This is a genomic window from Wolbachia endosymbiont (group A) of Brachyopa scutellaris, assembly GCF_964026995.1.
Lineage (GTDB): Bacteria > Pseudomonadota > Alphaproteobacteria > Rickettsiales > Anaplasmataceae > Wolbachia > Wolbachia pipientis.
In genome coordinates this window covers 82,509-101,704 of sequence record NZ_OZ034720.1, presented here as the reverse complement: position 1 = coordinate 101,704, position 19,196 = coordinate 82,509, and the positions used below count along the sequence as shown (strand labels likewise).

Sequence of the window (19,196 nt, the reverse complement as noted above, 5' to 3'; positions counted from 1 at the left end):
GCTGCTTTTAAGCCGCAACTAATCTAAATTATAAACATTAAGAAATTTACTGAGCGAAAAAAAAGGCAAAGAAACCCTAGGGTGGCTAGTATTCAAATTCTCCCTTGTCAATTTGACGTTTTTTGCTGTCTTAAACGCTTTGTAAGCGCGTTTCAGCTTATATAGGTAGAAACCTAGAAGCTTTATAAAGACATGAGGTGCACATAGTGCAAAAATTAAGCATGATTTACGCCAAATACATTAAGTTTTTTGTCATTAATCCACTGCAGAGATTGCGAAGATAAATAAATAGCTTCAGTTTCATGATAAGGGGACTGGCGAAGTTTGTAAAGTAACTTTTGCATTTAATTTAAAGTAAAAAAAACAGAAATGTTTTGGTTTGAGGTTTAATTGCCGGAATTTACAATTGGGAGTTGCCTGTATGAGCTTTGAAAGAGGTACTATTCATTTGATAATTCAAAAAACTTGAAAGAATAAAGATAGCTATTGAAATTATCTTGATTTACATCAGTTATCCAAGTTTGACATTGAATACTTAACACTTCCTCCATTAACGCCTTTCTGTAATGTTTATCCAGATGAGACATTATATCATCAAGTAGAAGAAGTGGTGCCTTATTGTAATGAATACACCTTGCTTTTACACTGGATAAAATAATAGAAAGCAGTAATAACTTTTGTTCTCCAGTGGAGCACAGATTTATTGGTACGTTTCTTTTTTGACAAAAAACCCGAAAATTATCGTTATGCACACCAAAGGTTACTCTACCAGTCAATGAATCTTTTTCTCTGTTTTCCTTTAGACGATTCTGAAAATATTCTGCAGTATCGTCCAAAGTTAGCTGGCTGCTGAATTTCAAACTTGCCTTCGGAAAAAACTCACTGGAATGGTTATCAATTGTGTCTTGTAGTGTCTTTAAAACAGACGATCGCATACGTAAAATACTAACTGCATTAACGGCCATTATGTTTTCAAGACTAGAGAGCCAATTTTCGTCCAAGGTGTTCTCTCTCAACAGTTTACTTCGCTCACGTTTAGCTTTTCTGTGTTTCATGTAGCAGCAAGTGTAATTTTCCTCAAACAGTGAGACTATACGGTCTAAAAATTTTAATCTGTCACTTGGAGAATTAAGAAGAACATAGTCCATTTGTGGAATCAGCCATATTACATTGGATATCTTATACAAAGATGAATAACTCGATTGCGTTTTTCCATCAATTTGTATTAGTTTCTTATCAAAACTCTTTGCGATACCAATTGAATTAAAATCCATTCCATTAAAAAAATCATAGTGCACTACCCAATCTTCATTACTGAATCTATTTTGTATCTCACTGGCTTTTGCTTTTTTCATTCCATTGCTTTTAGCAAGCAACGAGATTGCTTCAAGTATATTAGTTTTACCAATACCGTTTTTGCCAGTTATTACAACTGAGCTATCATCTGAATCCAGTTCAAAGTTTGAGTGGCTACGAAAATTATGTAATTTCAGCTTTTTTATGTAGCAATGGGTAGCCATTAACCTATTCTTTAGTTTATATTCTCTTTACTTCTTCCAGAACCTCATCAACATGTCCACTAACTTTTACATTTTTCCAGATCTTCACTATTTTACCTTTTTTATCTATTAAAAAAGTAGTGCGTTCTATTCCCATATACTTTTTGCCAAACATACTTTTCTCTACCCAAACACCATATTTTCCCAACATTTCAGCATTCTCATCAGAAACTAAAGAAAACGGCAGAGAATATTTTGCTTTGAAGTTAGTGTGACATCTAACACTATCTTTTGATACACCAATTATCACTGTGTCAAGGAAAGAAAAATCATCTATTTTATCTCTAAAGCCTTTTGCCTCCATTGTACAACCCGGAGTATCGTCTTTAGGATAAAAATAAAGAACTACATTTTTTTTATCAAAAAATTCACTCAGTGATAAATTTTCACCAGAATCTGCTGGCAAGCTAAAATCGGGTGCATTATTTCCTACTGCTAATTCCATACCTTGCTCCATTAATAACACTTCTATCTATAGTAGTATATTGTAGTCAGAGTATCAAATTTTATATATAGCTAACACAGATAAGATTCTTGACAGTGGGCTTATTGATAACTGCCTTCTCGGCTTGCCGCTTTTGATAAAGTGTGGTTTTCAAGACCATATCAATAGATCCTATTAAAAATCAATCGAATCTTCACATGTTTGTTCTTCATAAAAGAAGTTCAATGTTATCGTAGTACCAAGTTTTGCTTCACTTTTAATGTCAAAAGTTCCACCCATTAACTCTACTAATTTCTTGCTTAGCGGCAATCCGATGCCCGTACCTTCGTTTCTATACCCCGAATCTGCTTGGCCAAAAACAGACATAACTTTATATATGTCCTGCTGCATTATCCCTATTCCATTGTCATGAAACTCAATAGTTAATAAGTTTTTTTCTATATTTTCTTTTACCACCATTCTTATTAAACCACCCTTTGGGGTAAATTTGATTGAGTTTGATAATAAATTTATTATAACTTGTTTCATTCTCTTAGGATCTGCAATAACTAATAATTGCTTATTAGGTATCTCTTTTTTTAAATTAATCTCAGTTTCTCTTAATTTAGGTAATAGCATATTTATGCATGAATCCATTATTTTGTTCAGGTTAAACTTCACTTTTTCTACTGTTAAACTACTTGATTCAGCTTTAGAAAAATCGAGCACATCGTTAATTAAAGCAAGTAAATGCGTCCCTGCATTATATATATCGTCTGCATACTCCTTGTATTGAGAGTTATCCATTGAACCTAAAGTTTCATTTTTGATCAACTCTGCAAATCCAATAATAGCATTAAGAGGTGTGCGTAACTCATGTGTAACGCTTGCAAAAAACTTTAGCTTGTTTGCATTTTCTTGCTCTAATGCCTCTTTTATCTGCTGTAATTCAATGTTAGTTTTATGTTGCTTGGCCAGCATTTTGGTATTAGAAAAGTGCAAATAGAACATTATTAATATTAAAATTATTAATAATAAGCCTAAAAATAGGCCATATGCTATAACATAATAATTATTGTAGCTTCGAAGAATCTTCAAAAAAAACGACGGTTTAGCGCTATTTTCATGGAATATAGGGAAAATAGAAGTTAATGTATTTCCTGTAGTATAAAATATTTCTTGGTTACTTAATAGTTTATCAATTTCATCGTTTGTAAGTAACTGTTCATAATCATAATCTTGAGTGTTAAAATTACTGAATATTATTCTGCCGTTTTGATCATACAGTATTAAGCTGAAATCCTTTACTTTGCTCACTGATTGTAATAATTCAGCACGTAGTTTTACTAGTTGGTTTATGTAGTCAAAATTTTTGTATTTAATGTGATGCTTTTCTATTAGTAAATAATGGTATTTTTTTATTATGCCATTTTCCAGTACGGTTTTTAAGTTTACACTTGAATCACGGTAAGAAGAAAGGAAATTACTCCTTAGTAAATGATTACAATATATCACACTGAATAAAATCATAAAGATCGATGAGAGTAATACAATAACTTTTGTGTATTTGTTTTTCTTCAACGCAGAAAACATCAACTTACCTAGCTTATACATATCCTTCTTATTGTGAAACAACGGTTTTTATGTTATTAATAATAAAATTTAGCATATAATATTTTATGACAATTTCTCCTATTTTGCCAGTTTATTCTCCTGTTAATATAAATTTTTCTCATGGCAAAGGTATCTACCTATATGATGTTGATGGTGAGCGCTACGTAGATTTTCACTCCGGAATAGCCGTTAGTAGCTTAGGTCACACTAATTCGCGATTAATTAGTGCTCTAAAATTGCAAGGAGAAAAATTATGGCATATATCAAATACCTATAATATACCTGCTGCCAATAATTTTGCAGAAAAATTAATAAACAATAGTTTCGCTGACACTGTATTTTTCTCAAATTCTGGATCAGAGGCAGTAGAATGTGGGCTTAAGATTGCTAGGATCTATCAAAATGGAAAAGGCAATAAAAATCGTCACAGAATTTTAACATTCCATGGTGCATTTCATGGAAGAACCTTTTTAACTTGTGCTGCAAACGATAAACAGAAATTTTCTGAATTACTGAGTCCCTGTACTGATTGGTGTGATAACATCGAGCCCAATATTGAGAGCGTAAAGAAAGCAATTTCAAGTGGTATAGGCGTTATATTAATAGAACCAATACAAGGGCAAGGTGGTATCAAAGTAATGAATGAAGTCTTTATGAAAGAACTAAGAAGGCTGTGTGATGAAAATGACATATTGTTATTTTTTGATTGCGTACAATGCGGTGCTGGTAGGACAGGAAAATTATTCGCATACGAACATATAGGAGTGGAACCTGATATATGTGCTCTTGCAAAGGGAATAGGCGGGGGGTTTCCGCTGGGGGCTTGTCTTGCAACTGAAAAGGCTGCTAAATATATGGCAGTTGGTATGCACGGTTCCACTTTTGGTGGCAATCCGCTTGCAACCTCAGTAGGTAATGCTGTGCTCGAAGAATTGCTCAGCCCCGGCTTTTTGAAAAATGTTGAAATTAGAGGTAAATACTTAAAAAATAAACTAGAAGACTTAGCAAGTAAATTTCCAATAATAGAGGAAGTAAGAGGGAAAGGGTTAATGCTTGGAATAAAAGTGAAAGCAGACAATCAAAAGTTTGCAGAAGAGTTAAGTCATCGCGGCTTGCTTACTGTTGGGGTAACATCAGATAACGTTGTGAGAATTTTACCTCCACTCATTATCACTGAAAAAGAGATTGATGAAGGCATCGAGATTTTGACTCAATATTTATCTGAGAAATCTTCTGATTAGATACTTGCATTAATATGAACGACAATCTGGTATGCTTAGGAATTATTACCTCTCCTCACGGAATTAAAGGAGCTGTTAAAGTAAAAACCTTTACTGAAAAGCCTGAAAATATCTCCTTATATGGTAAGCTAATAAGTGGTGATGAGAATTATAAAATAGACTCAGTATCCGTCATAGGTGATAATTTAGTAATAGCTACAATAAGCGGAGTAAATTCCCGTAATGAAGCAGAGCTTTTAAGGAATAAGAAGCTATATATAGAAAGAAGCAAGTTACCAGAGCTAAATGATGAGGATGAATTTTACCAAAGTGACCTTGTAGATATGGAAGTAAGGCTGAAAAGTAATGAATTATATGGCTATGTAAAATCTGTGTATAATTTCGGCTCAGGGGATATATTAGAAATTTTAGTTATCAGCACAAAAAAACGTATTATGCTGTCTTTCACTAAAGAGATATTTCCACATATAAATATAAAGGGGAGGTATATAGTATTAAATATACCAGAATTTATTGACTAATAAAGACTTTGATATTTATATAAAGCTATTTATAATTGTAAGATCAAACTGAAAATGTAATTATGGCAGAAAGAGCTAACGATATTAGACCAGGTCAGGTGTTGGAACATAACGGCGGATTATTTTTGGTTGTAGGTATTATGCATACTCAACCTGGTAAAGGTGGTGCATACATACAAGCTGAAATGAAAAATATCAAGACCGGAGCAAAACACTATGAAAGATTTCGTTCTGATGCAACAATCAGAAGGGCAATTTTAGATGAAGAGGAATATGTTTACCTTTTCACTGAAGGAAACATTGTAAATCTTATGCATCCAAGTAATTACGAGCAAATCACTATAAATTTGGACTTATTGGGAGAAAAAAAGATTTATTTACAGGATAACATGAAAATTAAAGTTGTAGCTTATCAAGACAAAATAATTTCTGCGCATGTGCCTGATTATGTTACACTTGCTGTGAAAGAAACAGAGTCTGTTATTAAAGGACAAACTGCTACTGCTTCTTATAAGCCTGCAATTTTAGAAAACGGAATGCGCGTTAACGTGCCTCAGTTTATAAAAGAAGAGGATAAAATTGTAGTATATACTCCAGGTGACAGCTATTATGAAAGAGTGAAAGAGTAAAAAGAAGAATGTCCATCTCATCACCACGAATTAATGTGATGCTTGATTCTGTGCGTAATGCTTCCAGGCAGCTTATGCGCGATTTTAATGAATTGCAAATTTCTAATGTTAAATCAGCAGACTTTATTAATAAAACTTATTCAAAATCCAAGCAAACCATATACGATTGCTTGCACGATTACAAACAAGACTATGGTTTTATTTTTGAAGATGATACTGATCAAGAAGTAAAAGATGACACTTATACCTGGTTTATTATGCCTATAGAGGGCAGGGAGAACTTTTCTAGTTGCATGGTTTATTTTGCAGTATCAGTCTGTCTCATTCATAAAAATAAAGTTGTGGCAGCTGTAATTGATGCTCCGGCTCTTAGAGAAACTTTTTGGGCAGAAGAAAAGAAAGGTGCTTTTCTTGAGGATTTTAGATCTCGTCATGTAAAAATGCGAGTGAAAAGCCGTGAAGGGGGTCTAATAGATGTAAGTGGTAATTTGTTAAATAAATTGCTGCCTGGCAATAGTAATGTACGCTCCATAGGTTCAACAATTTTAGGCTTTGCATACCTTGCGGCAGGAAGGCACAGTGGAATAATTTACTCTGGAGTTAACAAATATAAAGCCTTGCTCGGTAGACTTTTTCTGCAAGAAAGCGGTGGAAGGCTAACGGAAGACAACGGGCTAATCATTGCTGGAGATATAAAACTATAGCTAAAGTAATTTATGTTTACCTACAATTTGATAAGCGTAAAACTCGTCATTCCGCTACTTGTTAGCGGAATCCATGCTGAGATACCGCGAATAAATCGCGGTATGACGTAGGGCTGTACTAGCTATAGCATAAACAGGCTACAGAGATAGACAACTTTTCGAAAACTTTTACAAGAGATTCTGTTAAATGCTCTATCATTTCATCGGTATGATAAGGTGTAGGGGTAATACGGAAACGCTCAGTTCCTCTTGGAACTGTCGGGTAATTTATATGTTGAACATATATTCCATACTCATCAAATAATAATTTTGATGCTTTTTTGGATAACTCTGAGTTGCCAATTATTATTGGAATTATATGAGTTTCTGTTGGAATGAAGTTAATTCCTGCATTTCTCAGTGAGTTTTTTACTTTTTCAACGACTTGCTTTTGCTTTTCCCTTTCAATGTTGCTCGATTTTAGGTGCTCAACGCTTGCCTTTGCTGCCGCTGCTAAAACAGGCGACATAGCAGTGGTAAAAATAAATCCTGGAGCGGAACTTCTTATTACATCTACCAAGCTCTTTGAAGACGCTATATACCCACCCATCACTCCAAAAGCCTTCGATAGTGTACCTTGAATAACGGTTATTCTATCCATCAGGCCTTCTCTTTCTGCAATTCCGCCACCATGTGAACCATACATGCCAACTGCGTGCACCTCATCCAAATAGGTAATTGCATTATGTTGATCTGCAAGATCGCATATTGCTTTAAGCGGCGCTATATCGCCATCCATTGAATATACGGATTCAAGTGCTATTATTTTTGGTGTCTTTTTGTCTATAGACTTGAGTAACTGCTCTAGATGATTAACATTATTGTGTTTAAATATATGTTTTGGCCTTTTTCCTGATTTTATGCCTTCTATCATTGAAGAATGATTTTTCTCATCTGAAAAAATTACCACGCCCGGAATAACAGACGATAAAGTGCTAAGTGTAGTCTGGTTAGCAAGGTAGCCACAAGCAAAAGTTAAAGCAGCCTCTTTTTTATGCAAACAAGCTAAGGATTTTTCAAGTTCGACAACCTCTTTTGTTGTACCAGATATATTTCTTGTTCCTCCAGCACCAACAGATGAATTTTGAATAGCAGCAATAACACTCTCATTCTGTGACATTCCCAAATAGTTATTACTGCACCAAACAATTACTTCCCTATTTCTTTCATAGTCCATAATGTGGGGGAGCCTACCTGGCAATGACGCAAAGTGCGTAAATTCACGGTAGCGCCCCTCCTCTTTTATATCTTTGATTTTATTTAAGAATATTTCTTCGTAGTTTACCAAGTTTTTATTCACTAATAATTAACATAATTATAATAAATTATTAAACGATAGACTACTATATTTATTCATCGTCAGCTACAGCAAGGTGTACTTTTTTGCATATCATCAACCTTTTCGACCTTATCGTTTTCAATTAAGGTTTTAGGCCTATAGCAGTAGGTAACTATAGCTACAATAAGACAACCAGCTCCAACTGCTATTCCTACCGCTAACATTTCCAAGTAAACTGCAACAGCCACCCCTGAAATAATACCAGCTATTGCAAGTGCAGAAGCAGCTATAACAGGCAGCTTACTACTTTTTGTATTTTGTGGAATAGCATTATTTTTGCCTGAATTATTAGGCAACCCGCCATTGGTTTGAGTATCATTCACCTGCTCAGATTTGTTGTTAGCTACTGAAGGCACTGGTTCTGGTGTTGGCACTGGATTCGGTGTTGGTGTTAGATTCGGTGTTGGCACCAGCGTAGGTGTTAGAATTGGATCTTGTGTTAGATCCGGTGTCAGTCCTGGCGTTGGCGCCGGCGTAGGTGTTGGAATTGGATTCGGTGTTGGTGTTAGGTTCGGCGTTGGCACCGGTGTAGGTGTTGGAATTGGATTCGGTTCTTGCTGCCTGGTGGTGGTTTGAGCATCATTCACCTGCTCAGATTTGTTGTTAGCTACTGAAGGCTGTGGACTATTGAGCGTAGCAGAGCTTTCACTAGTTACTGGAGGCACTGATGTTGGCACTTGGCCCGGTATTGATGTTAGTATCGGATTCGGCGTTGGCACTGGCGTAGGTGTTAGAGTTGGATCTTTCTCTGAAAATAGCCTATAATCGTCAATATCATCATGTGTCTCAATAGCATTGCGAGTTCTATCATTAAGTGCACCATTCTTATACGAATCTGTAAGTACTTTTACTATATTTTGCAATCCTTCTGAACCTGCTTTGTTGATCGTATTCAAATTAAGGGTAATGTAACCATTAGAGGTAGGAAGTTGGATTTCTGATATTCCATTGCGAAGAAACTCCTGTACCACAAGCTTAAGCGAAGTAAAACCCTCTCTACCATGCTTGTTGAAAATTTCAATGACATTGCGGAAAGCAAGCTGTTGACTACTTAAAACTGCAGATTGCAAATTCTGTGTATTTCCCATTTCGGTAATAGGGTTAAGACTTCCACTTGGAAGCACATGACCGTTCTGCATATAAGGATAAAAAGGAAACACTTCTTGCTGCCTGGTGCTAGTTTGAGTACCATCTTTTTGTTCAGAGATTTTATTCTCACTTGAAGAAGCATTAGGTGTTTCAGGTGTAGTTGGTTGAACAGGTGGTACAGTATTACTTGGATTAGTAGACTGCTTGCCATTGATTTGAGCACCATTTTTCTTACTTTTTTGGGGGGTTAAAAAAGCTACTACTTTATCCTTAAAGTGAACTTCTTGACTTTTCGCGTATTTTAGTACAGAATTATGGTGTTCATTTTTCAGGATATCTTTAAATTCCTCTTCTAAGTTTAAGTTATCATTACCTTTGCTTATAATTTCACTAATCTTTTTTCTAACAAAACTAGCAAGTAGCCTAACACCTTTTTGTTTGCTTCTTTTACCTATTTTACCTCCTCTACAATCATTACCTACAGCTTGCTCTATTGAAGCCTCTTCATTATTCATAATATTTTCTCGTCTGTCCACATTTTCTTGTGGTTGTTGACTGCCAGCACTTTCAAGTCCTGGATTTTCTGATAGAATGTCACTTGTTATAACTGGAATTTCTAATTCATCTGCAACGTTATTACTTCTTTTTCGTATTATAAAAGTTCCAGGAGTTTGGCACATTTCATCCCACAAATCTTGACGTTCATGACAGGAATATTTTTGCACATCAATAGAAAATTGCAGAATATTTCTAATTTGCATTAAACTGAATATAAGATCAGTATTCTCTTGACGTTTATTGTCTTTTGGATCTTTAGTGTATTCATCATATGCTACGTAAGCAGTCTGAGCTAATCCATTTACAATACCTGGCAAGTAGCTGTAATTATATTCACGTAAAGCTTCAGATTGTAATAATTTGTTTTCCTTTTCCAGATCTTCTATGCGCTTTTCTATGCTAGATTTAAAAATCCTACACTCCTCTTGAAAAATTACGTTAATTGCACCCTCTTCTGTGTATAAGTAACATACTTCCTTGACTAAGGAGTAATCTTCTTGGCCTGTTGAGTAGCGTGTTGCATTTCTCAGTATATTTCGTATGGCTTGCCTGACTACTTGCTCATGTGATACGTTTTGATAGATTTTTTCAGTGTAAAAAAGCACATTGACTATAACGTTTGTGTTTGTGTTTGTGTTTTTAACATTAGACAATGCAACTAGAGTTGATTTATATGTTTCATCAAATTCGTTATTTTTAAGTTTATGATCAAGATAATTAATAACATCATTGCTGCATTCAGCACATTCTTTGCATAGGCGCTCAATAAATGCAATATTGCCAGCACCCAAAGCAGTTTTCAGAATTAAATCATAAATTTCTTTTCTGCCACGAGCTCCTATGTTTTTCAGGATTTGTTGCCTTAGTATTGTAATAACTTTATCATCCGCAAATGCTTGTTCATATACATCGTAAATGGCATGATCTGCACTATTAGTGTATCGTTTGCACAAGTATTCAATGACAGATATGCGTTCTTGACTTACCACAGTTTCTAACAAGGTAGCAAAGCTCTTTTTTAATAACTCTTCTGTTGAGGCTTTTTTAGTTGGCTCATTAATATATCTTTCAAATGCACCTAGCACTATCGTGATGAATTCTTCATTTTTGATCAGAGATGCTGTTTCAAGCACACCATACAAAGGATTAGGTTTACTTGTTTTTAACACCTGTCCAAAATCTCTTAAAACGTATTCGACAAAAACTGTCTCTAGTAATTCTTGCTCTTTTCTTAGTGCTATAACTGAGAAAAAGCCAATCTTATTAGGTTCGACAAGTTGTATAGCTTGACCTTTTAATCTTCCATAAACTCCATCGGTACCATGGAATTTTTCTATAAAAGCTTCAATATATTTTTGACCACCAACAAGTACAGGTAAAAGACTTAAATTTCCTTCAGCAAAAAGTATGTCCTGGTATTTTTCTGTCAGTTTGTTATTAGCTGCGATTGCTAATAGTACCAACTCTTTTACTGAATAATCACACTCAGAATTCTCCTGATCAAATTTATACTGTGATAGTACATTTGAGTATATATGTTGATGACCGCTTCTATCTCGTAAATCTAAGTTAAGTTGTTGCTCACAAAAACTCTTTAAATTTACATTATCCAGCGTAATAGACCTGCCTTCATAATCTTCAATATTTTGTACAACCTTGTCTAGTTCTTCACAATCATCTTCCCTTACAGCTTGATTTAAGATATTTATTATCTCAGCAAAAGTTAAGTTTTTAGGAATGATACCATATGAATCTTCATCTTTTAACTCTACAGTAAACGACCTATCACAACCATCAGGAAAGTTTGCAAGTATTGCATTCTCTAAACTTAGATTTTCAGGGGGTGTATCACATGGATTAGCTGGTATCTCTTGACTTTTGCCATCTAAAACTTCAAACTCTCCTTCAGACTCTGAACAATTACCTGAATCTTCAGAATCTGGTTTTTCAAAACCATACCAACTTTTGATTAATCTTTCAGGATTTGATTGGCCATGTGAAGTTGTATCCTGTGATACAAAGTCTCTAAAACCTGGACCAAACATGTTTTACCCCTAATTAATAACTAAACTAAGTATAGCATTAAACAGAAATCTTGCCAAGCAAATTATTCAGTCTCTTAGCAAACAGGCTTGCATTGTCCATCTCTTCACCTTCCACTATACAAGCTTGGTAAAATAATAAATGAATCATGTCTTCCAATGTTGGGTTTTCACCATTTTCAGCGTGAGATTTCATTATATTTTTTATTACAGGATGTTTAGTGTTGATTTCCAGCACCTTTGGCGTGCGGTAATTTAACTGCTTTTGTTCACGCAAAAAACGCTCCATGCGAAGATCCATAGTACCTTCATCAACCGCTAAACACACAGGACTGTCCGTCAACTTTTTAGAGATCTTTACGCTTTTTACTGAATCTCCGAGCACTGTAGTAAAATATTGCAATATAGTTTCCTCAGTTTTTTCTTCATTCGATTTGTTTTCTTCATTTTTCTTATCTTCTTCTGAAGAGAATTTTTCCAAATCAACATCAGCGCGAGTCACAGACTTAAACTTTTGATCTTTATATTCATGAATTACACTAGTCCAGAAATCATCCACTGGATCAACGAACAGAAGAACCTCCAGCCCTTTACTGACGAACCCCTCAAGTTGCGGACTGTTTTTCACTGAATCGAGGCTATTTCCGGTGAGATAATAGATATGTTCCTGCTCAGGCTTCATTCTGCTTATATAATCATCAATGCTGATCAACTTCTCATCACCGGTGCTATTAAATCTGCAAATTGAGAGCAGCGCTTCTCTCTCATCAGTTGGCATAGCTTCACAAAGACCTTCCTTTAAAACTGCACCAAAATTGGTCCAGAATTTTGTATATTCCTCTAAATTCTCTTTTGCTTTTTTACCGAGCTCTGATATCACACGCTTAGTGAGAGATTTTCTGATCTGCTCAACAACACGATTATTCTGCAGCGTTTCTCTGCTGATATTAAGAGGTAAGTCCGGTGAATCAACAATACCTTTCAAGAAACGTAAATACTGCGGTATGATCTGTACATTATCTTCAGTGATAAATACTTTATTTACATATAACTTAACAGAGCAACGTCTATCTGGATGGAATAAATCAAAAGGTTTTATAGAAGGAACATAAAGCAAATTTGTATATTCTATTGCACCTTCATTTTTATTATGCAATATCATCCAGGGCTCCCCGCCAACGTGGGCAACACTGCGGAAAAAATCGTTGTGCTCCTCTTGAGTAACGTCATTTTTTGGCTTAGTCCAAATTGCAGCCTTACTGTTTAACTTTTCACTTTTTCCTTCTTCGTCTATAAATTCAACAGGAAAATTTATGTGATCAGAGTAAGTAGTGACAATATTTTCAACACGAAATTTATCTAAAAACTCGTTTTCTTCAGGATGCATAATGAGCGTAATTTTGGTTCCGCGAGGGACTTGATTATCTGACTTGCTGATTGAATATTCCCCATCTCCTTTGGATTGCCAGATCCAAGACTCCTCTTCTCCAGCTTTTCTCGATTCTACTATTACTTCTGATGCAACCATAAAGCTTGAGTAAAAACCAACACCAAACTTCCCAATCAGCTCCACAGTTTGGCTTGAATCCTTGCTATTCTTAATCGCATCCAAGAACTTTTGCGTACCAGAGCTTGCAATTGTACCAAGATTGTCTATTAAATCCTGTCTATTCATTCCAATGCCATTATCAGTGATATATAGCTCGTTCTTATCTTTATTGGAGCTGATAGTGATTTTTAATTCGTCACTCAAATCTAGCAAATTAGGGTTTAGTTGAGATTCATAGCGCAACTTATCACATGCATCTGATGCATTTGATATTAATTCACGCAGAAAAATGTCTTTATTGGTGTAAAGTGAATGAATCACTATATTCAGTACTTTCCCTACCTCAGCGTCAAATTTTAAATTTTCAGTTTCTTGTACATTATGCATTTTGAGCTCCATTATTTGCCTACTACCCTAATAATTTAAGTATTGAATCACGATCTTTCAAGGTCACGTACACCAAAATTAATGTGGGTGTAGTTATTATGACACCCAATTTATGGGATCTCTTGCATAACAAACTTTTGGCAGCGCATTGGATGAAACGAAAAACTTCCTTGACACCCTTCGCCAGCCCCCTTATCATGAAACTGAAGCTATTTATTTATCTTCGCAATCTCTGCAGTGGATTAATGACAAAAAAACTTAATGTATTTGGCGTAAATCATGCTTAATTTTTTGCACTATGTGCACCTCATGTCTTTATCAAATTTCTAGCTACACAAGCTGAAATACGCTATTTAAAACATCAAAAAACGCCAACTTAAAAAATGGATAGTGAATAATTAGCTACCCTAGGGTTTCTTTGCCTTTTTTTCTGTTTAGTAAATTTCTTAACGTTTATAATTTAGATTAGTTGCGGCTTAAAAGCGGCTGAGTCACGGTTATTAAGCGTTTAGAATAAAAAAACGCCATACTTGAAAGTATAATGTAAGTAACTAGCCAACCATCGGGCTTTTTTTGCCTTTTTTTTCGTTTGGTAAATTTTTTAATACTTAGATTAGTTGCAATTTAAGAGACCAGAAATGGTCTGTGCTTGGCACTGGAATAACCTCCTCCTTTGTTATCCCAGTGCCCAGACACTGGGATCCAGGAAACTTAATTGCAAGTAATGCATTGGATTTGGTGAGTATGGGTTTTATGTTATAGAATGAAACACTTTTGGTGAATTTGTAAAGAAAACTGGATCCCAGTGTTTGGGCACTGGGATGACACCATTCTTTTTCCTGGATTCCAGACTGGAATGACACCATTTGTTGTGTTTAACAAAGTTCGTACTTAGCTTCATATTAGCCGTAAATATTTAAGAAATTTACCAAACGAAAAAAAAGGCAAAAGAAGCCCTGGTCATTGTCTATTTTCTGTATTGGCGTTTTTTTAAGTCTTAAACGCTGCAATTTAGCTGCTTTTAAGTGCAACTAACCTTAGCTTAAATGTTTAAGAAATTTACTAAGCAGAAAAAAAGGCAAAAGAAACCCCGTGGTAATTAGTGTTCACTCTCTAATCCTGCAAATTGGCGTACTATACTGTCTTAAACGACTTATAAGCGCCTTTCAGCTTATATAGGTAAAAACCCAGAAATGTTGTGAAGACATAAGGTGCACATAGTGCAAAAAATTAAAAATAAGACGCCAACTACGTTGTTTTCTTGCTGTTTAATCTGCACAGATGAACATAACTGAATACCTTCAGTTTCATGATAAGAGGGCTGGCGGAGTTTGTCAAGTAAGTTTTTTCGTTTCTATTTCCAATAAAAGTTTGTTATATGGTTATGCAAGAAGTCTAATGAATCGCGGCATGACGTCTTAGCTATAGATGCTGGTTTATGTGATTTCAAGAGAAGCTTAGTAGATAAGTTGTGTTTTAAACCAGATTCGGTATTTTAAACTGAACATTTTCAATAATACCACCTGGCATAACTGAAACTTCTACATTCATGCTTACTTTTAGGTAGTCCATTAATTCATCAACCAATATGTCAGGAGCGGAAGCACCTACAGTGATTCCTATCTTTTCTACGCCCTGAAACCAGCTTTTATTCACACAGCTGTAATTATCAATCAAGTAGGCTCTTTTTCCTCTGGCAGTGCACAGATCTAATAAGCGGTTTGAATTTGAGCTATTTTTACTTCCTACAACTAATACCATGTCTACAATTTCAGCTAGCTTTTTAACAGCATTTTGTCTGTTTTGCGTTGCATAGCATATGTCCTTTAAATCTGGACCTGTTATGCCTGGAAACCTGAGCTTCAGAGCAACAATAATTTCACGGGTGTCGTCGATGCTTAACGTGGTTTGTGTAACATAAGATAAATTATCTGGATCTTTAACTTTTAAATTGCGTACGTCCTGCACAGTTTGCACTAAAATGATAGGATTATTTACTCTTCCTCTAATTCCCTTAACTTCTGGATGGTTTTCATGCCCAATGAGAATTAGTTCTTTACCACCGTTTTCATACCTTTTTGCCTCTTTATGCACTTTGCTGACTAAAGGACATGTTGCATCAATCACTTGAATACCCTTTCTTTTTGCCTCATCTTCTATATTTTTTGATACTCCGTGCGCGCTGAAGATCAGTATTCCTCCATTATCTTCAATTTCCTCGATACTGTTCACAAAAACCACTCCTTGTCTCTTAAAGTCCTCTACTATATATTTATTGTGAACAATTTCGTGTAGCACATAAACTTGGCGCTCGTTTTTATATTTTTCTAAAGTAATAGCTAATATGTCCACAGCTCTTTTTACCCCGGCACAAAAACCTCGTGGTTCAGCTAAGATGATTTCCATTTTTGTCAAATCAAGTAAATATGCAAGCATTACTTAAAAATAAGCTCCGCTCACTGTATTTTATAGTACCACTATTTATATTTTATATAATAATTATTTTTCGCATATTCTCTTTCACATTTGATCAACTTACTACTTCAGAAAATTTTAGAAAAGATAATATAGTACATAAACAACCCGATATTTTAGATAGAAATGGAGTGGTAGTAGCAACAAATGTGCCCACAACATCACTATATATAGATGCAACCAAAGTAAAGAATCCGGAAAGTATAGCAGCACAACTGTGTTCTACTTTGCATGACCTCGAATACAAGAACTTATATAGAGTACTTACTTCAGAAAAGAAATTTGCTTGGATAAAGCGGCACTTAACTCCAAAAGAACTGTTAGCAATAAAAAACGCCGGCGTGCCAGGAATAAACTTCTATAACGATGTAAAACGTATATATCCTCACAGTAATTTATTTTCACACGTGCTTGGTTACACTGACATAGATGGCAACGGTATTGCAGGAGTTGAGGCATATATAAGTAAAAACAAACAACATTCTGTTATCCAAGTACCTGATATACAGTTGTATGAATGTTGCAACTTGAAAGCAATTCCTGCACAGCAATTCCCCACACAACAGATGGTGTCATCCCAGTGCGTGACACTGGGATCCAGATATAAAAATACTGACAAATTACGTGATGAACAACGGATTCCAGAAACATATGTCAAAAACAATGTTTGTGATGAAATTGTGCATAAAACTGGATTCCAGTGTCAGTGCACTGGAATGACACCAGACCAAGCTTCTGCACAATCTTCTGTCATCCAACAGGGATGGTCACGCTCTGCTGATCAATATGTTCAACTATCCTTAGATACACGAGTGCAAAGCATAGTGCATGAAGAGCTAACTAAAGCTGTAAGCAGATATCAGGCACTTGGCGGAGTAGGAATTGTTTTAAATGTGAGAAATAGTGAAGTTATCTCGATGGTCAGCCTACCTGATTTTAATCCCAACTTACAGAATAAGGCAGAAGACGTACAAAAGTTTAATCGCGCCAGTCTTGGGGTATATGAGATGGGGTCGGTATTAAAATACTTTACAATAGCCGCAGCGCTTGATGCGAACGCTACAAAAACTAGCGATTTATATGACGTATCAACACCAATCACCATTGGAAAGTATAAAATTCAGGATTTTCATAAATCTAAAATTCCAAAAATTACTGTGCAAGATATATTTGTAAAATCATCCAACATTGGTGCAGCAAAAATTGCAGTCAAACTAGGTATTGAAAAACAGGTAGAATACTTTAAAGCTATGAAGCTATTTTCTCCTTTGAAAATAGAAATACCAGAAAAATCCACACCGATAATCCCGGATAAATGGAGTGAAAACACTTTAATAACAGCATCTTATGGTTATGGCATAGCTGTAACTCCTATACATCTTGCACAAACTGCAGCAGCATTAATCAACAATGGGATATTTCATAACGCAACCTTGATGTTGAATAAAAGAAGTATAGGAGAGCAAATTATCTCAAGAAGAACTTCCAGAGAAATGAGAAAATTATTACGTGCAGCAGTAACAGATGGCACTGGCAGAAAAGCAAAAATAAAGGCATATTCAATAGGAGGAAAAACTGGATCGGCGGAAAAAGTTGTAGATGGTAAATATAGCAAAGATGCAAACATAGCATCATTTATAGGAGTGCTAACTATGCTTGACCCAAGGTACATAGTGCTAATTGCTATTGATGAGCCTCAAGGGATGCACCATACCGGGGGAGTAATTGCTGCGCCTATAGTAAGAAACATTATAAATAGAGTAGCACCTATACTAAATGTTACACCTGAGATGTAAAATTATGATTGCTTTACTATAATTTCAAATTTATCATTACCAAAATCCTTATTAATATACCAAGAACCATCATCTTTAGTTACAAATTCAAGACCTTTAAGGTCTTTTTTTATTGTCTTTCCATTTTGACCATCAATAGCGATATTAATATCGAATGTAATAATGTCTAGATTTATCATAGCTTCTTTCCCGCTGCACGAATTTAGACTGAACTTGCCTAACATGACATCATTAAAACTCACTTCCCCTGTATAGACATCACACTGACCGTCCACACAACACGTAGTTTCAATATAGAAAAGATCTGACATACAAAATACCTTAAAAAAAAGAACTAAACATATATGGCCACTACACCACACCGCTAACAAGTAGTAAAGCGTCGATAAACCTAAGTTACTTTAGCTACGTAGCCATAATACAGCTAGAAATGTAAAATTCAACAGTTAATTGTGTGATTAATAGAGAAGTCTTATTTAGTACACCTTATAGGAATGGCTGTTTAGTTTTTTTGTTAATCTTTTTTACCATGCTGTCAATCATATGCTTTATCCCTTGATATACAGAGTATGTACTTTCGTCGCTACGCATATAAGCAGAACAGGAAAATACATTATGTTCTTCGTCTTCTATTGATAACTCTGTATCGCATTTTATGTGCTCGCCGCCAAGCCTTTCTATCAACTGTTCTCTGTCATCTCCTATAGTTACCTTAACCTTACTTTCTTCTTTACCTATCTTGCTACTTAAAATTGAAACAATGATGGCTGGAGATATGCATATCGCTCCTATTGGCTTTTTTGTAACAAAAAATTCTGAAACTAATCTTTCAAATTCAGGCATTACTGTCACCATGTCTTTACTTTCAGCTAAGTCAGATAAATTTTTCGCAACCCCGTATCCACCAGGTACAACTAGCATGTCAAAATTTTCAGCTTTGGCTTCTTTTAAGTCATATATTTCGCCTCTTGCGATTCTTGCTGCTTCCACAAGTACATTCCTTTTTTCTTTTGTTGCCTCTTTTGTTCTATGATTCATAACTTGTGTGATATTGATATCAGGTGCAAAGCATTTAACATCCACTTCCTGCTGATCAAGCACAAGCAAACTTAAAACCGCTTCTCTTACCTCTGCACCGTCAAGGTGACCACACCCTGATAAGACCACAGCAGCTTTTAATTTTTTTTCACCCATAAAGTACCTTGATTTCATATAATCTAGATATTTTAA

At 35.2% G+C, this 19,196-nt stretch carries 15 protein-coding genes; 5 read left to right on the top strand and 10 right to left on the bottom strand.

Annotation, left to right across the window (positions count from 1 at the left end; translation table 11 throughout):
- Positions 1–440: 440 nt before the first annotated feature.
- From recF to AAGD93_RS00490, 3 genes are all read right to left on the bottom strand, one after another.
- Positions 441–1,520: a DNA replication/repair protein RecF gene (recF, locus tag AAGD93_RS00500; protein ID WP_182319834.1), complete on the bottom strand. Its 1,080-nt coding sequence runs from the start codon at positions 1,518–1,520 to the stop codon at positions 441–443.
- 16 nt (positions 1,521–1,536) lie between these two features.
- Entirely contained in the window at positions 1,537–2,004 is a 468-nt protein-coding gene (gene bcp, locus AAGD93_RS00495; RefSeq protein WP_065094483.1) for a thioredoxin-dependent thiol peroxidase, read from the bottom strand.
- A 174-nt stretch (positions 2,005–2,178) separates the two neighbouring features.
- A complete protein-coding gene (locus AAGD93_RS00490) occupies positions 2,179–3,597 on the bottom strand; it encodes a HAMP domain-containing sensor histidine kinase (protein WP_341819528.1) in 1,419 nt (472 codons plus the stop codon).
- A gap of 65 nt (positions 3,598–3,662) precedes the next feature.
- Between AAGD93_RS00490 and AAGD93_RS00485 the strand changes: the two genes are divergently transcribed.
- The 4 genes from AAGD93_RS00485 (at position 3,663) to AAGD93_RS00470 (ending at position 6,692) form a co-directional block, all read left to right on the top strand.
- On the top strand, positions 3,663–4,838 hold the full coding sequence (locus AAGD93_RS00485) for an aspartate aminotransferase family protein (RefSeq protein ID WP_341819527.1): 1,176 nt from the start codon (positions 3,663–3,665) through the stop codon (positions 4,836–4,838).
- 14 nt (positions 4,839–4,852) lie between these two features.
- Positions 4,853–5,359: a ribosome maturation factor RimM gene (gene rimM, locus AAGD93_RS00480; RefSeq protein WP_006279718.1), complete on the top strand. Its 507-nt coding sequence runs from the start codon at positions 4,853–4,855 to the stop codon at positions 5,357–5,359.
- Positions 5,360–5,421: 62 nt separating this feature from the next.
- Positions 5,422–5,988 carry an elongation factor P gene (efp, locus tag AAGD93_RS00475; protein WP_006279719.1) on the top strand — a complete coding sequence of 189 codons (567 nt, stop codon included), beginning with the start codon at positions 5,422–5,424 and terminating at the stop codon, positions 5,986–5,988.
- 8 nt (positions 5,989–5,996) lie between these two features.
- Entirely contained in the window at positions 5,997–6,692 is a 696-nt protein-coding gene (locus AAGD93_RS00470) for an inositol monophosphatase family protein (protein ID WP_341819526.1), read from the top strand.
- Positions 6,693–6,810: 118 nt separating this feature from the next.
- On the opposite strand, the gene hemA is transcribed toward AAGD93_RS00470, so the two are convergent.
- The 5 genes from hemA to ispH form a co-directional block, all read right to left on the bottom strand.
- Positions 6,811–8,019, bottom strand: a complete 1,209-nt coding sequence (hemA, locus tag AAGD93_RS00465) for a 5-aminolevulinate synthase (protein ID WP_341819882.1) — start codon at positions 8,017–8,019, stop codon at positions 6,811–6,813.
- A gap of 71 nt (positions 8,020–8,090) precedes the next feature.
- Positions 8,091–11,762: a hypothetical protein gene (locus AAGD93_RS00460; protein WP_341819525.1), complete on the bottom strand. Its 3,672-nt coding sequence runs from the start codon at positions 11,760–11,762 to the stop codon at positions 8,091–8,093.
- 37 nt (positions 11,763–11,799) lie between these two features.
- Positions 11,800–13,695, bottom strand: a complete 1,896-nt coding sequence (htpG, locus tag AAGD93_RS00455) for a molecular chaperone HtpG (protein ID WP_341819524.1) — start codon at positions 13,693–13,695, stop codon at positions 11,800–11,802.
- Between the two features lie 608 nt (positions 13,696–14,303).
- Complete coding sequence (locus AAGD93_RS00450; protein WP_264723794.1) at positions 14,304–14,561, bottom strand: hypothetical protein; 258 nt, start codon at positions 14,559–14,561, stop codon at positions 14,304–14,306.
- A 610-nt stretch (positions 14,562–15,171) separates the two neighbouring features.
- Positions 15,172–16,101, bottom strand: coding sequence for a 4-hydroxy-3-methylbut-2-enyl diphosphate reductase (gene ispH / locus AAGD93_RS00445; protein ID WP_341819881.1), 930 nt, complete (start codon positions 16,099–16,101; stop codon positions 15,172–15,174).
- A 20-nt stretch (positions 16,102–16,121) separates the two neighbouring features.
- Between ispH and AAGD93_RS00440 the strand changes: the two genes are divergently transcribed.
- Positions 16,122–17,966, top strand: coding sequence for a penicillin-binding protein 2 (locus AAGD93_RS00440; RefSeq protein ID WP_341819523.1), 1,845 nt, complete (start codon positions 16,122–16,124; stop codon positions 17,964–17,966).
- Between the two features lie 2 nt (positions 17,967–17,968).
- Here the strand turns inward: AAGD93_RS00440 and AAGD93_RS00435 are convergent, their stop codons facing one another.
- Together AAGD93_RS00435 and elbB are read right to left on the bottom strand one after the other, a co-directional pair.
- Positions 17,969–18,277 (bottom strand): hypothetical protein, encoded by a 309-nt coding sequence (locus AAGD93_RS00435; RefSeq protein WP_039963709.1) that lies wholly within the window; start codon positions 18,275–18,277, stop codon positions 17,969–17,971.
- Positions 18,278–18,452: 175 nt separating this feature from the next.
- Positions 18,453–19,160: an isoprenoid biosynthesis glyoxalase ElbB gene (gene elbB / locus AAGD93_RS00430; protein ID WP_022626165.1), complete on the bottom strand. Its 708-nt coding sequence runs from the start codon at positions 19,158–19,160 to the stop codon at positions 18,453–18,455.
- Between the last annotated feature and the right edge of the window lie 36 nt (positions 19,161–19,196).

What these genes read in the sequence shown, in the direction of transcription:
- efp (WP_006279719.1), top strand. Translation starts at nt 5,422, where the DNA reads ATGGCAGAAAGAGCTAACGATATTAGACCAGGTCAGGTGTTGGAACAT.
- AAGD93_RS00485 (WP_341819527.1), top strand. Translation starts at nt 3,663, where the DNA reads ATGACAATTTCTCCTATTTTGCCAGTTTATTCTCCTGTTAATATAAAT.
- elbB (WP_022626165.1), bottom strand. Translation starts at nt 19,160, where the DNA reads ATGGGTGAAAAAAAATTAAAAGCTGCTGTGGTCTTATCAGGGTGTGGT.
- htpG (WP_341819524.1), bottom strand. Translation starts at nt 13,695, where the DNA reads ATGCATAATGTACAAGAAACTGAAAATTTAAAATTTGACGCTGAGGTA.
- AAGD93_RS00440 (WP_341819523.1), top strand. Translation starts at nt 16,122, where the DNA reads ATGCAAGCATTACTTAAAAATAAGCTCCGCTCACTGTATTTTATAGTA.
- recF (WP_182319834.1), bottom strand. Translation starts at nt 1,520, where the DNA reads ATGGCTACCCATTGCTACATAAAAAAGCTGAAATTACATAATTTTCGT.
- rimM (WP_006279718.1), top strand. Translation starts at nt 4,853, where the DNA reads ATGAACGACAATCTGGTATGCTTAGGAATTATTACCTCTCCTCACGGA.
- AAGD93_RS00490 (WP_341819528.1), bottom strand. Translation starts at nt 3,597, where the DNA reads ATGTATAAGCTAGGTAAGTTGATGTTTTCTGCGTTGAAGAAAAACAAA.
- AAGD93_RS00470 (WP_341819526.1), top strand. Translation starts at nt 5,997, where the DNA reads ATGTCCATCTCATCACCACGAATTAATGTGATGCTTGATTCTGTGCGT.
- bcp (WP_065094483.1), bottom strand. Translation starts at nt 2,004, where the DNA reads ATGGAATTAGCAGTAGGAAATAATGCACCCGATTTTAGCTTGCCAGCA.
- AAGD93_RS00435 (WP_039963709.1), bottom strand. Translation starts at nt 18,277, where the DNA reads ATGTCAGATCTTTTCTATATTGAAACTACGTGTTGTGTGGACGGTCAG.
- AAGD93_RS00460 (WP_341819525.1), bottom strand. Translation starts at nt 11,762, where the DNA reads ATGTTTGGTCCAGGTTTTAGAGACTTTGTATCACAGGATACAACTTCA.
- AAGD93_RS00450 (WP_264723794.1), bottom strand. Translation starts at nt 14,561, where the DNA reads ATGGTGTCATTCCAGTCTGGAATCCAGGAAAAAGAATGGTGTCATCCC.
- ispH (WP_341819881.1), bottom strand. Translation starts at nt 16,101, where the DNA reads ATGGAAATCATCTTAGCTGAACCACGAGGTTTTTGTGCCGGGGTAAAA.